A 12,740-nucleotide genomic window follows, 5' to 3' on the forward strand; every position below is an offset into this window, starting at 1 on the left:
GACTGACGGACCCCGGCCGTGGGGGGGCCCCCCGGCCGGGGGGCGGGGCCCCCCCCCCCCCCCCCCCCCCCCCCCCCCCCCCCCCCCCCCCCCCCCCCCCCCCCCCCCCGCCGCCCCGCCCCCCCCCCCCCCCCCCCCCCCCCCCCCCCGGCCGAGGTACCGGGGACCGTCAGACGACGATCAGGTAGATGCCGTACGCCACGGCCGCCAGGCACAGGGCGAAGCAGGCGTAGGCGCCGGTGCGGGCCAGGGTGGCGGAGCCGCCCTGGGCGGCGGCCTGCTCCTGCTTGGAGAGGCCGATGACGCCGAGGGTGAAGAGGCCCACCAGGGCGACGGTCGCCACGAGGCTGACTCCGAAGACGGAGCCGAGGGCTGCCCAGTCGATCTTCATGTCGTTGGTTCCTTACACCGCTGCCGCGGGGGCCGGGGGAGCGGCCGGGTCGATGGGAGCCGGCGCGGGGATGGTGGTCTTGAGGTCCTCGTCCGCGACGGCGGCGACGGAGCCGGCCGGCGGCGGGGTGACGGCCGCGATGGCGGTGGTCACGACACCGGCGGGCTCGGCGTGGGCGTCCAGGTCGTCGGCGGTGACGTTGTGCTGGTCGACCGGCTTGCGGCGGGACAGCGCCCAGATGGCGGCCGAGCCGGCGACCAGCAGGACCGCGACGGCGGCGATGCCCCAGGTGCCCTGCTTGGTGAGGAACTCGGCGCCGGCGCCGACCAGGCCCGCCGCGGGCAGGGTCAGACCCCAGGCGACGAACATCCGGGTCGCGGTCGACCAGCGGACGACGCCGCCCTTGCGGCCGAGGCCGGCACCCATCACGGCACCCGAGCAGGACTGGGTGGTGGAGAGGGAGAAGCCGAGGTGCGAGGAGGCCAGGATGACCGTGGCGGCGCTGGTCTGGGCGGCGAAGCCCTGCTGCGGCTTGAGGTCGGTGAGGCCCTTGCCCATGGTGCGGATGATGCGCCAGCCGCCGAGGTAGGTGCCGAGCGCGATGGCGACACCGGCGGAGACGACGACCCACAGCGGGGGGTTCGAGCCGGGGCTGACGACGCCCTGCGTGACCAGGGCGAGGGTGATGATGCCCATCGTCTTCTGGGCGTCGTTGGTGCCGTGGGCGAGGGAGACGAGACCGGCGGAGGCGATCTGGCCGACCCGGTAGCCCTTGGCGGTGTGCTTCTCGTCGGTCTTGGCGCCGAGCTTGAACGTCAGCCGGGTGGCGAGCATCGCGGCGAGGCCGGCGACGAGCGGCGCGGCGACGGCCGGGATCAGGACCTTGGTGACGATGGTCGGGGCGTTCACGGCCGACCAGCCGGCGGACATGACCGCGGCGCCGATGAGGCCGCCGAAGAGGGCGTGGGAGGAGCTGGACGGCAGACCCAGGAGCCAGGTCAGCAGGTTCCAGAGGATGGCGCCCACGAGCGCCGCGAAGATCACTTCTGTGCGAATGCCCTCTTCGTTGATGATCCCGCCGGAGATCGTCTTGGCGACCTCCACGGACAGGAACGCCCCGACGAGGTTCAGCACGGCGGACATGGCCACCGCCGTCTTGGGCTTGAGCGCACCGGTCGAGATGGTCGTGGCCATCGCGTTGGCGGTGTCGTGGAAACCGTTCGTGAAATCGAACACGAGAGCTGTCACGACCACAATGGCGAGCAGCAGCGTGATGTGTTCCATTTACCCAGGCAATCGTTTGACGTCAGTGGCTCGTCGAACGTAGGCAACCTGGGTGAACGGAAGATGAACTGGGGCGGGCGGTGGGGTGTCCCTATCCGGTGTCAAGACATTCCGCTTAGCCCTCGGACCGGGGTCCTGTCCACGATGCGGTCGCCCTGCGACCCCGGGTAATCCAGGCGGTTCCCGGGCCCGTGCGACCTGCCCCGGTTCCTCCCCCGCCACCCCGTTCCGCTCCCTGGACCGGACCATCCGACCGGGGGACCCCGCCGAGGAGACCCATGTCACTCCCAGGGGTGATCACGGACGCGCCGGTACGCGGCCCCCGACCGGGTCCGTCCGGTGGCACCCCGCCGCCGTCCTGCCGACACTGGGATCGTGCGCCCGGCTACAGCGACGGCAGCGGCCGTCACCACCCTGATCGGTGTCGGCGCGGCCGCGGTGGCGGCCGGCCGGTACGCCAGCGACGTCGCCCTCAAGGTGCCGTCCGGACGTCCCCTGCCCGGAGATCCACGGCTCACCGTGCACGCCACGGGACCGGAACGGATCACCCTCACCCGCAGCCTCGCCTCGCTGCGCCCCGGCACGTACGGACTGGAGGCCCCCGGCCTGCACGCCGTCGTCGGCCCCGTCCTCGACCGGGTCCCGCACACCGCCGACACCGTCGTCCGGCGCCTCGAACGGGTCGAGCTCGGCACCCCGGGCCCCGGCGCCCGCGTCCGCCTCACCCCCCAGCTGCACCGCGGCACCCCGGCCACCGCCCTCGGCCTCCCGTACGAGGACGTCGAGATCCCCGGCGAACTCGGCCCCCTGCCCGCCTGGCTCGTCCCCGGCCCGCGCACCACCTGGGTGATCGCCCTGCACGGCCTCGGCACCACCCGCGAGCACCCGCTGAACGTCGTCCCCTTCTTCAACCGGCGCAAGATCCCCGTCCTCGTCCCCGCCTACCGCGGCGACGAGGGCGCGCCCCCGTCCCCCGACGGCCTCGCCCACCTCGGCGACTCCGAGTGGCGGGACGTCGACGCCGCCGTCCGCTACGCCGTCCGCCGCGGCGCCTCCCAGGTCGTCCTGCACGGCTGGGGGACCGGCGCCTCGATGGCCCTGCGGGCCGCCGCCGAGTCCGGCGTGCGCGACCGGATCGCCGGCCTCGTCCTCGACTCCCCGGTCCTCGACTGGGAGGCCACCCTCCGCAACCTCGCCGCGGCCCGGCACGTCCCCGGCCCGCTGCTCCCGCTCGCCGTCCGCGCCGCCCAGGGCAGGACGGGCCCGCACGGCGACCTCCTCGGGGCCGCCTCCGCGCCGGACGCCCTGCGGGTCCCGGTCCTCCTGCTGCACGGCCCCGACGACACCATCGCCCCCTGGGAGAAGTCGGTCGAGCTCGCGGCCCGCCGCCCCGACCTGGTCAGCCTGCGGACGGTCCGGCAGGCCCCGCACGCGGCCATGTGGAACGCCGACCCGGTCGCCTACGAGGAGTCCCTGCGCCGCTTCCTCACCCCGCTGCTCTGACGGCGGTCCGCGCGACGCCCCCGAAGGACCGCCCCGGGCGGCGGTTCGGGGGCCGTTCTGACGGGGCTGCGGATTCCGATTGGGCTTTCGGGCCGTCAGCGGGAAGACTGCCCCCGTGACGTCTCGAAAGCCCGATGAACCATTGGCGCGCAACTCCAGACTCCGACTCGTCCGCCCGCGGGCGCTGGCCACCGCCCGACGGGCCGTGACGACCCGGCGCACCCGGCCGGCGCCGCGGCCGCCCGAGGGCACTCCGCCCCGCGCGGAACTCGCCCGCCAGGCCCGGCAGGTCCTCGCCGACGCCGTGCGGCTCGCCCGCTGGGCCGCCGTGGAGCACGGGGCCGACATCGCCGCCCGCACCGGCTCCGGGCCCGTGCCCGCACCGGAACGGGCCGCGGCCGCACTGGACCTGACAGCCGGCCAGATCAGGGCCGGCTGGGACCGCGCCCGGCTCGCCGGCCTCGTCGAGCTGCACGGCGACACCGTCCGCCCCGGCTGGCGGCTGCACGCCTGGGACCGCGACGACTCCGCCGTGCTGCGCGGCTGGGTCGCCCTCTTCGACGCCTGGTCCCTGGTCCACCCGGCCCCCGAAGGGGTCGCGCCGAGCGCCGTCGCCGAGGTCGTCGAGGCCGTCCCGCAGGTGCTCTCGCTGCTCCAGCTCTCCCAGGGCCCGGTCCTCGTCCCGGTCCTCCTCGACCTCCTCGGCCAGCGGGTCGAGGAGCTCCGCGAGGAGCGCTGCGAGGTTCCCGCGGCCGAACCGGCCCCCGAGCCGGGGACGGCCGCCCCCGGCACCGACGGACTCCCCACCCTGCTCGACTGGGCGCTGGAGGGCCTGGCCGCCGTCGGCGCGCTCACCCTCGACCCCGGCGCGGAGGGGCGTCACGCCACCCTGACCCCGCTCGGCAACTGGGCGGTCTGGGTCAAGCTGGAGCAGATCTGCGTCGCCGCTCAGAGCCCCGCGGGCAACATCGAGCAGTCCGCCGAGGACATGCTCCGCGGCTGCGCCCGGCTCACCCCGGGCCCGGCCCGCGACGAGTACCGCGCCTGGCTCGCGGCCCGGACGCTGTCCAGCGCGGTGGCCGAGCTCCTCGCCGTCGCCCGTGGCGAGGACGCCCTGCTGCGCGGCCTCGCGTTCGAGGCGCTCCGGGTCGTCGGAGCCCCTGCCGAGGCCGAGGTCCGGGCCACCGTCGCCGAGCCCTCGCTGCGCCCGTACGCGCTGCTCTGGCTCGCGGAGTACGACGGCGCGGACCCGGACGACGCCCAGGAGGTGCTGACCCGCGAGGAGGCGACCTGGCTCTGGGTGGACACCGCGGCGGCCGTCGCGGACCACGGCGAGAGCGCGCTGCTCGTCCGCCACCTCGAATCCGCGGTGCAGGGCACGGTCCCGGCCCTGCTCGACGAGGTCAGGGCCGTCGGCCACCCCCGTACGGTGCAGGTGCTGGTCGCCCTCGCCGCCGCCCACCCGGACCCGGCGCTGGCCAAGGCCGTCCGCCGGGCCGCCTTCCAGGTGCACACCGGGGGAGCCTGATCCGGGGCCCGTGCCGGACGGTCAGCCCGTCGTCGCGCCGGGGGCGTACGTACCGAAGCTCCATACGTTGCCCTCGGCGTCCCGGGCCGTGTAGTCCCGGGAGCCGTACTCCTGGTCCGCCGGCGGCACGACGATCTCGACGCCCCGGGCCACCGCGCGGGCGTGGTGCTCGTCCACGTCGGCCACGCGCACGTACACCGCGACGGGGCCGGCGCCGGCCATGAGCTTGTCGAAGTCGGTGCCGCTGCCCTTGCTGCCGAGCATCACCATGCCGTTCCCGTACGCGAGCTCGGCGTGCACCACACGGCCGTCCTCGCCCTCGTAGACGGCGCGCTCGGTGAATCCGAAGCCCTCCGTGAGCTGCTTGATCGCCGCCTTCGCGTCCTCGTACCGCAGGGCCGGGCAGATGTCGGGCGTGACGGTCATCCCGATCGCTTCCTCTCGTGCAGCCGAATGTGACCTGGATCTCAGTCTGGCAGTCGCCACTGACAAGTCAGCGGAAGGTGTTGCACTGGGCCATGTCGCCGGTCCGGTAGCCCTGGTGGAACCACTGCTGCCGCTGGGCCGCGGAGCCGTGCGTCCAGTTCTCCGGCGTCACCCGGCCCTGGAACCGCTCCTGGATCCGGTCGTCGCCCACCGCGGCCGCCGCCTCCAGGCCGTCCCGGATGTCGTCGTCGGTCAGCCGGGTCAGCAGCGGCCGGCCCGTCCTGTCGTCGGGGGTGGTCGTCGCGTGGCGCGCCCAGACGCCGGCGTAGCAGTCGGCCTGGAGCTCGACCCGGACGGCGTTGGAGTCCGCGCCGGTCCGCCCGTCCTGGGCGCGGCTGAGGGTCCCCATCAGGTTCTGGACGTGGTGGCCGTACTCGTGGGCGACCACGTACGCCTGGGCGAAGGGTCCGCCGCTCGACCCGAACGTGGTGCGCAGCTCGTCGAAGAAGCCGAGGTCCAGGTAGACCTGTCGGTCGCCGGGGCAGTAGAAGGGCCCCACCGCGGAGGTCGCCGAGCCGCACGCGGTCCCGACCCGCTGGGTGAACATCACGGTGGCGGCGCCGCCGTAGGTGCCGCCGCGGCGCGCGTACTCGGTCCGCCAGTAGTCCTGGAGGCTGTTGACCACGGCGACGATCCGGCAGTCCTCGCGGGTGTTGGCGTCCGAGCCCTTCCGGCAGGTCCGGCTCACCTGGGCCGCGGACGAGGAGCTCGCGACCGGCTCGTCGCCGCCGGAGAGCCCGAGCTGGTCGGGGCCCACCCCGAAGAGGACGCCCAGGACCAGCGCGACGAGGCCGATGAGGCCGCCGCCGACGGTCGCCCTGCCGCCGGGGATCCGGCTGCCGCGGACGTCCCGCACCTCCGAGGTGTCCAGGTCGGCGTCGTCGTCGAACTGCACGGTCCACCACCCTCCGCGTCACTGCCGCGGCAGTGGCCGCCGCCCTTCGCCGAGTATCGGGTGATCTCTACCGCATCGCCCCTTTTCCGAGGCATCGGCGGTATTGCGAGGAAGATCGGAGGGTGCTCCCGTGCCCCACATGGCCGAAAACCAGTTGCAGAAGCCCGTTAGACTGGCTGTATGGCCATTCTCCCCTGGGTGCATTAGCGGCGTCGAAGCCCGCCACCAGTCGTCCTTCCGCCGTTTCCCACCGCCCTGGAGTCTGTCCGTGATCACCGCTTCCGGTATCGAGCTGCGCGCCGGCGCCCGCGTCCTCATCGAATCCGCTTCCTTCCGCATCGCCAAGGGCGACCGCATCGGCCTCGTCGGCCGCAACGGAGCGGGCAAGACCACCCTCACCAAGTGCCTCGCGGGCGAGGGCCAGCCGGCCGCCGGCGCCATCGCCCGCTCCGGCGAGGTCGGCTACCTCCCGCAGGACCCGCGCACCGGCGACCTCGACGTCCTGGCCCGCGACCGCATCCTCTCCGCCCGCGGCCTCGACACCCTCCTCAAGAAGATGCGGGCCAACGAGGAGCGCATCGCGACCGGCTCCGGCGCCACCCGCGACAAGGCGATGCGGCAGTACGAGCGCCAGGAGACCGAGTTCCTCACCAAGGGCGGATACGCGGCCGAGGCCGAGGCCTCCACCATCGCCGCCGCCCTCGGCCTGCCCGACCGGGTCATGGGCCAGCCGCTGCACACCCTCTCCGGTGGCCAGCGCCGCCGCGTCGAGCTCTCCCGGATCCTCTTCTCGGACGCCGACACGCTCCTGCTCGACGAGCCCACGAACCACCTCGACGCCGACTCCATCGTCTGGCTCCGGGACTACCTGAAGACCTACCGCGGCGGCTTCATCGTCATCTCCCACGACGTCGACCTCGTCGAGACCGTGGTCAACAAGGTCTTCTACCTGGACGCCAACCGCTCCACGATCGACGTCTACAACATGGGCTGGAAGCTCTACCAGCAGCAGCGCGAGGCCGACGAGAAGCGCCGCAAGCGCGAGCGCCAGAACGCCGAGAAGAAGGCCGCCGCCCTCAACTCGCAGGCCGACAAGATGCGCGCCAAGGCCACCAAGACCGTCGCCGCGCAGAACATGGCCAAGCGCGCCGAGCGGCTCCTCTCCGGCCTGGAGGCCGTCCGCGCCTCCGACAAGGTCGCCAAGCTCCGCTTCCCGGACCCCGCGCCCTGCGGCAAGACCCCGCTGACCGCCGAGGGGCTCTCCAAGTCGTACGGCTCGCTGGAGATCTTCACCGACGTGGACCTGGCCATCGACAAGGGCTCCCGCGTCGTCATCCTCGGCCTCAACGGCGCGGGCAAGACGACCCTGCTGCGCCTCCTCGGCGGCGTGGAGAAGCCCGACACGGGCGAGGTCACCCCCGGCCACGGCCTGAAGCTCGGCTACTACGCCCAGGAGCACGAGACGCTCGACCCCGAGCGGACCGTCCTGGAGAACATGCGCTCGGCCGCGCCCGACCTCGACCTCGTCGACGTGCGCAAGACGCTCGGCTCGTTCCTCTTCTCCGGCGACGACGTCGACAAGCCGGCCGGGGTGCTCTCCGGCGGCGAGAAGACCCGGCTCGCGCTCGCGACCCTGGTCGTCTCCTCGGCGAACGTGCTGCTCCTCGACGAGCCCACCAACAACCTGGACCCGGCCAGCCGCGAGGAGATCCTCGGCGCCCTGCGGACGTACAAGGGCGCCGTCGTCCTCGTCACCCACGACGAGGGCGCCGTCGAGGCGCTCGACCCGGAGCGGATCATCCTGCTCCCGGACGGCGTCGAGGACCTCTGGGGCGCGGACTACGCGGACCTGGTGTCCCTGGCCTGACCCGGCGCACGGCTCCGGATGCGTCCGAAGGGGTGCTTCCGGAGCCCGGAGTGATCATGCGGGGCTGGATCATTCGGCTCATCGCCGATCCTTCATCTGAGTGAGGGTCTCTGGTACACCCCGGCGCGGTGCTCTGCCGAATCCTTCCGGCAGACCCGCGCCGTACGTGTGTTCCCCTTTCGTCGCTGACCTGGCACTTCCCGTTCCGACCGGTACGGACGGGGTGTTTCGTTCCTGTGGAATGCCGGCTTCCGTCTGTGATGACGCCGTACTCCTCCGCAAACCCGGCGGCACGGACCTTGTCGAATGGGTGGCCAGGAGGGCGGGGAGGGGTGATCATGAGAAGTCCAGAGCGCACTTCCCATGAGGAGGCACGGGTGGCCGAGACTCTGAAGAAGGGCAGCCGGGTGACCGGCGCCGCGCGCGACAAGCTCGCGGCAGACCTGAAGAAGAAGTACGACTCCGGTGCGAGCATCCGGGCGCTGGCCGAGGAAACCGGCCGCTCCTACGGATTCGTCCACCGGATGCTCAGCGAGTCCGGAGTCACGCTGCGTGGACGCGGCGGAGCGACACGGGGCAAGAAGGCGGCCTCGGTCTGACGTCGGGGCGGCTCGATCGGGCCACCGGGTCTCTCGGTGGCCACCCGGTCGGTCCTGCGGTCGTCCGGGTGGTTACTGTGCAGTCACTTAGCATCCCCATGCAGTGCCGCACAGGAACCGGAGGCGCCCCATGTCCACGCTCGAAGACTCCGAGCCCGTATTCGACAAGGACGGTGTACGGCTCACCGTCGAAGACGCCGTTGCCACGGTGACCCTGACCAACCCGGCGAAGCGCAACGCTCAGTCTCCCGCTCTGTGGCGGGCGTTGACGGAAGCCGGCCGGTCTCTGCCGGGCAGCGTGCGGGTCGTCGTCCTGCGCGGTGAGGGCAAGTCCTTCTCCGCCGGGCTCGACCGGCAGGCGTTCACGCCCGAGGGCTTCGACGGAGAGCCGTCCTTCCTCGATCTCGCGCGCGGTTCCGACGCGGACCTCGACGCGGTCATCGCCGAGTACCAGGAGGCGTTCACCTGGTGGCGCCGCAGCGACCTCGTGTCGATCGCGGCCGTCCAGGGCCACGCCATCGGCGCGGGCTTCCAGCTCGCCCTCGCCTGCGACCTGCGGGTCGTCGCCGAGGACGTGCAGTTCGCCATGCGCGAGACCAGCCTGGGCCTCGTCCCGGACCTGACCGGGACGCACCCGCTCGTCTCGCTCGTCGGCTACGCCCGCGCGCTCGAGATCTGCGCCACCGGCCGCTCCGTCCACGCGGAGGAGGCCGAGCGCATCGGCCTCGCCAACCTGTCCGTGCCCGCCGACGAACTCGACGCGGCCGTACGGGACCTCGGAGCCGCCCTGCTCGCGGCGCCCCGCGACGCGGTCACCGAGACCAAGGCGCTGCTCCAGGGCGTCTCCGGCCGCTCCTACGAGGAGCAGCGCACCGCCGAGCGCGCCGCCCAGGCCCGCCGCCTGCGGGACCTGGCGGGGATCGGCGACTGACGCACGAGCACGGGTCCGGCTGACGTACACGCGGGTCCGGCTCACGCACGTGCGCGCATTCGGCCGACGTACGCGCGCGTTCAGTCGGCGTACGAGCGCGCATTCGGCCGCCGCGTACGCGTTCAGCGCAGCTCCGACACCAGCACCGTGACCGCGGTCGCCCCACCGGCGGCCGCGGTCACGGCGTTCCGGACGGCGCGGGCCACGTCCAGCGGCCGCCGGCCCGCCGTGACGGCCAGCTCGATCCGCACCCCGCCGTCCGGCCCCCGGCGCACCGGCGGTCCCAGGGCGTCCGTCACCCCCGCGACGCCCTCGACGCGCAGGGCCGCGAGGGCCACCGGGTCGTCCGTGGCCGGTGAGGGCCGCCCCGGTGGGGGAGCGGCGGGACCGGCCGCGGCCGGCGCGGTGTCGAGAAGCTCCGTCACCCGCAGGTCCACCCCCGCCACCGACAGCCCGAGCCCGTCCGCCGCCGCCCCCAGCAGGGCGGAGCGCAGCTCCTCGGCCAGTTCCGGCAGCGGGCGGCCCGCCACCGCCGCGAAGTCCGCGGTGATCCGCAGCGGCCCCGGCGGCAGCCCGCCCGGCGGCACCGGGGGCGCGTCCGGTGCCGGCGCCTCGGGGCCCGGATCTGCATCCGGGTCGGGCCCGACCCGGAGTGTTCCGGGTACCACCCCCCGTACGGCCCACACGGCCCGGTCGAGCACCGTCCGCGCGGCCCGCTCGGTGATCCACGCGCCGTCCGCCGCCGCCCCCAGGGGCAGCAGCCTGCCCGGCGCGAGCCGATCCCGTACCGCCGCAGTCCAACCCTCAGCCGTCGTCATTCCCCCAGCCTGCCGCATCCCCGGGGCGGATCGGGGCAAGCGCCCTTAGTGTGGGCGAGGAACCCCGAACTATCACAGAAGGGGCGATACCCATGGCTGATGCCACCACTACCCCCGCGAACCCCGCGCCCGACGAACCGCGCCGCGCCAGCGTGACCAAACGCGGTGGCGGCGCCCCGGCCTCCCGGGGCCGGACGACGATCGCCGACGGCGTCGTCGAGAAGATCGCCGGCCTCGCCGCACGCGACGTCGTCGGCGTCCACGCCATGGGCAGCGGGCTCTCCCGCACCTTCGGCGCCGTCCGCGACCGGGTCCCCGGCGGAGGCGGCGGCAAGGCGGTCACCCGGGGCGTGAAGGCCGAGGTCGGCGAGGTCCAGACCGCACTCGACCTGGAGATCGTCATCGACTACGGCGTCTCCATCGCCGACGTCGCCGGCGAGGTCAGGGAGAACGTCATCGCCGCCGTGGAGCGGATGACCGGCCTCGAGGTCGTCGAGGTCAACATCGCGGTCAGCGACGTGAAGCTGCCCGACGAAGAGGACGAAGAGCCGGAGTCCCGGCTCCAGTAGCCCCGGGCCGCTCCGGCGGCACGGGCACGGAAGGGGCACAGGATGAGCATGGCGGTGGTCGGCCTGGTGGCCGGCATGGCCCTCGGCTTCGCCGGATACTTCGGCGGCTTCGGGGCGTTTCTCCTGGTCGCGGCCTTGGGAGCGATCGGCTTCGTGGCCGGTCGGTTCCTCGACGGCGACCTCGAACCGGGCGACCTGTTCCGGGGTCGCGAGCGCGGCGAACGGCGGCGGTGAGCCCGGGGTGGTGACGGACCTGCCGCGGGACCGGGGGGCGACGAGGATCGCCGACCGGGTCGTCGCGAAGATCGCCGCCCAAGCGGCCAAGGAAGCCCTGGACGCCGTCCCCGAGGGCGGCTCTCGGCCGCACGCCTCGGTCGTCGTCCACCGGGACGTCGCCCGGGTCTCGGTCAGTCTCGACCTGGACTACCCCACGGACGTCGGCCGCCAGTGCGGGGCCGTCCGCGGCCGGGTCCGCACCCGGGTGGAGGAGCTCGCCGGCATGGAGGTCCACGAGGTCACCGTGCACGTCGAGCGCCTCCACTCCGCGCTCACCCGCCAGGCCGCCCACCGGGACCGCCTCTCATGACGGCGCCCACGGAACCGCCCCGGGCCGACGGGCCGGGGACCGGGAGCCCGGACGCCCCGGGTCCCGTCCCCGTGCTCGCGGACGCCCCCGCCGTGCCGGTCCGCCGCTTCTGGGCGGTGCGCCGCATCCCCGCCGCACTCCTGGCGGCGGTCGTCCTCGGCGGCACGGGCCTGCTCCTGTACGACGTGGCCGCCGTGCGGGCCGACCACCCGGCGATGACCTGGCGGCGGGAGCTCGCGGACGCCCTCGCGACCCGGCCGCTGGACAGCACGGGGGTCGTCGTCGGCGCCGCCGTCGCGGTCGTGGTCGGCGTCTGGCTGCTCGTCCTGGCCGCCACCCCCGGGCTCCGCGCCGTCCTCCCCATGCGCCGCGAGCACGCCGACGTACGGGCGGGCCTCGACCGCGAGGCCGCGGCCCTGACCCTGCGCGACCGGGCGATGGAGGTCTCCGGGGTCCAGTCGGTCCAGGTGCGCGTCGGCCGGTCCAAGGCCGTCGTCCGGGCGGTCTCGCACTTCCGGGCGCTCGACGAGGTCCGCGCCGACGTCGAGGCGGTCCTCGCCACCGGCATCGACGAACTGGGCCTCGCCCACCCGCCGGCGCTGACCGTACGGGTGGCCCGCCCGCGCAAGAAGGGATGAACCGATGAGGTCCGAGGACCACGAGAGGAGCAGCCGGTGAGGGTCGTCCTCCGGCGCGTCAACCGCGCCCTGCTCGGGCTCGCCGGGCTGCTCCTCGTCCTCGGCGGCGGGGGAGTCCTCGCCGCCGCCCTCGACCTGTCCGTGCCGTCCTGGTGGCCCTGGTCCGGCCCCTCCGACGTGCTGCTCACGGCGTCCCAGCGGCAGCACTGGCGCGCCGAGAGCTGGTGGTGGCCGGTGGTCATCGCCGTCCTCGGGCTCGTCGTGCTGCTCGCCCTGTGGTGGCTGCTCGTCCAGTTCCGGCGTGCCCGGCTCGCCGAGGTCCTCGTCGACACCGGCGACGGGGAGGAGGCGGTCCTGCGCGGCCGGGCCCTGGAGAGCGTCCTGGAGGCGGACGCCACCGCCCAGGAGGGCGTCTCCAAGGCCCGGATCTCCCTCACCGGCCGCCGTACCGCCCCCTGCACCCGGGTCGCCCTGCTCCTGGAGCCGTACGCCTCCCCGGGCGACGCCCTGACCACTCTCAGCACCCAGGCCCTCGCCCACGCCCGTACGGCGACGGGCCTGCCCGCACTGCCCACCGAGGCACGCCTGCGGGCGGTCAAGCACCGGGCCCGCCGCGTCACCTGAGGAGCGGCGGACCGGCGGGCC

The 12,740-nt window shown here is 74.2% G+C and carries 15 protein-coding genes; 10 read left to right on the forward strand and 5 right to left on the reverse strand.

All coding sequences use genetic code 11. From position 1 onward, the window contains the following. Positions 1 to 169: 169 nt before the first annotated feature. Positions 170 to 391: a hypothetical protein gene (locus ACIQFX_RS14860; RefSeq protein WP_402462658.1), complete on the reverse strand. Its 222-nt coding sequence runs from the start codon at positions 389 to 391 to the stop codon at positions 170 to 172. 12 nt (positions 392 to 403) lie between these two features. Continuing rightward, positions 404 to 1,675 carry an anion permease gene (locus ACIQFX_RS14865; protein WP_402462661.1) on the reverse strand — a complete coding sequence of 424 codons (1,272 nt, stop codon included), beginning with the start codon at positions 1,673 to 1,675 and terminating at the stop codon, positions 404 to 406. Positions 1,676 to 2,050: 375 nt separating this feature from the next. Here ACIQFX_RS14865 and ACIQFX_RS14870 point away from each other — a divergent pair, with 375 nt between their 5' ends. Together ACIQFX_RS14870 and ACIQFX_RS14875 are read left to right on the forward strand one after the other, a co-directional pair. After that, the gene (locus ACIQFX_RS14870) at positions 2,051 to 3,178 is read left to right on the forward strand and encodes an alpha/beta hydrolase (RefSeq protein ID WP_402462664.1); all 1,128 of its coding nucleotides are present in this window, start codon (positions 2,051 to 2,053) and stop codon (positions 3,176 to 3,178) included. Positions 3,179 to 3,293: 115 nt separating this feature from the next. Beyond that, a complete protein-coding gene (locus ACIQFX_RS14875) occupies positions 3,294 to 4,706 on the forward strand; it encodes a hypothetical protein (protein ID WP_402462667.1) in 1,413 nt (470 codons plus the stop codon). A 21-nt stretch (positions 4,707 to 4,727) separates the two neighbouring features. Here the strand turns inward: ACIQFX_RS14875 and ACIQFX_RS14880 are convergent, their stop codons facing one another. Together ACIQFX_RS14880 and ACIQFX_RS14885 are read right to left on the reverse strand one after the other, a co-directional pair. Further along, the gene (locus ACIQFX_RS14880; RefSeq protein WP_402462670.1) at positions 4,728 to 5,132 is read right to left on the reverse strand and encodes a VOC family protein; all 405 of its coding nucleotides are present in this window, start codon (positions 5,130 to 5,132) and stop codon (positions 4,728 to 4,730) included. 67 nt (positions 5,133 to 5,199) lie between these two features. Next, the gene (locus tag ACIQFX_RS14885; RefSeq protein WP_402462672.1) at positions 5,200 to 6,087 is read right to left on the reverse strand and encodes a neutral zinc metallopeptidase; all 888 of its coding nucleotides are present in this window, start codon (positions 6,085 to 6,087) and stop codon (positions 5,200 to 5,202) included. Between the two features lie 268 nt (positions 6,088 to 6,355). Between ACIQFX_RS14885 and ACIQFX_RS14890 the strand changes: the two genes are divergently transcribed. The 3 genes from ACIQFX_RS14890 to ACIQFX_RS14900 all read left to right on the forward strand — a co-directional run bounded on the left by ACIQFX_RS14890 (position 6,356) and on the right by ACIQFX_RS14900 (position 9,484). Next, on the forward strand, positions 6,356 to 7,954 hold the full coding sequence (locus tag ACIQFX_RS14890; protein ID WP_402462675.1) for an ABC-F family ATP-binding cassette domain-containing protein: 1,599 nt from the start codon (positions 6,356 to 6,358) through the stop codon (positions 7,952 to 7,954). A 377-nt stretch (positions 7,955 to 8,331) separates the two neighbouring features. Next, positions 8,332 to 8,553: a helix-turn-helix domain-containing protein gene (locus ACIQFX_RS14895; RefSeq protein ID WP_024756249.1), complete on the forward strand. Its 222-nt coding sequence runs from the start codon at positions 8,332 to 8,334 to the stop codon at positions 8,551 to 8,553. A 130-nt stretch (positions 8,554 to 8,683) separates the two neighbouring features. Then, entirely contained in the window at positions 8,684 to 9,484 is an 801-nt protein-coding gene (locus ACIQFX_RS14900) for an enoyl-CoA hydratase/isomerase family protein (protein WP_402462677.1), read from the forward strand. Between the two features lie 122 nt (positions 9,485 to 9,606). On the opposite strand, the gene ACIQFX_RS14905 is transcribed toward ACIQFX_RS14900, so the two are convergent. Further along, the gene (locus ACIQFX_RS14905) at positions 9,607 to 10,302 is read right to left on the reverse strand and encodes a hypothetical protein (RefSeq protein ID WP_402462680.1); all 696 of its coding nucleotides are present in this window, start codon (positions 10,300 to 10,302) and stop codon (positions 9,607 to 9,609) included. Between the two features lie 92 nt (positions 10,303 to 10,394). Between ACIQFX_RS14905 and ACIQFX_RS14910 the strand changes: the two genes are divergently transcribed. Genes ACIQFX_RS14910 through amaP form a run of 5 tightly spaced genes read left to right on the forward strand, consistent with a single transcriptional unit; the run spans position 10,395 to position 12,719 of the window. Then, positions 10,395 to 10,871, forward strand: a complete 477-nt coding sequence (locus ACIQFX_RS14910; RefSeq protein ID WP_402462683.1) for an Asp23/Gls24 family envelope stress response protein — start codon at positions 10,395 to 10,397, stop codon at positions 10,869 to 10,871. Positions 10,872 to 10,913: 42 nt separating this feature from the next. Then, complete coding sequence (locus ACIQFX_RS14915; protein WP_376489442.1) at positions 10,914 to 11,105, forward strand: hypothetical protein; 192 nt, start codon at positions 10,914 to 10,916, stop codon at positions 11,103 to 11,105. A 7-nt stretch (positions 11,106 to 11,112) separates the two neighbouring features. Further along, a complete protein-coding gene (locus ACIQFX_RS14920; protein WP_402462687.1) occupies positions 11,113 to 11,457 on the forward strand; it encodes an Asp23/Gls24 family envelope stress response protein in 345 nt (114 codons plus the stop codon). Then, complete coding sequence (locus ACIQFX_RS14925; RefSeq protein WP_402462690.1) at positions 11,454 to 12,095, forward strand: DUF6286 domain-containing protein; 642 nt, start codon at positions 11,454 to 11,456, stop codon at positions 12,093 to 12,095. Before ACIQFX_RS14920 ends, ACIQFX_RS14925 begins: the two co-directional genes overlap by 4 nt. A 36-nt stretch (positions 12,096 to 12,131) precedes the next feature. Continuing rightward, on the forward strand, positions 12,132 to 12,719 hold the full coding sequence (amaP, locus tag ACIQFX_RS14930) for an alkaline shock response membrane anchor protein AmaP (protein WP_402462693.1): 588 nt from the start codon (positions 12,132 to 12,134) through the stop codon (positions 12,717 to 12,719). Positions 12,720 to 12,740: the final 21 nt, after the last annotated feature.

The sequence above is a fragment of the Streptomyces sp. NPDC093089 genome, assembly GCF_044754405.1.
Classification (GTDB): Bacteria; Actinomycetota; Actinomycetes; order Streptomycetales; family Streptomycetaceae; genus Streptomyces.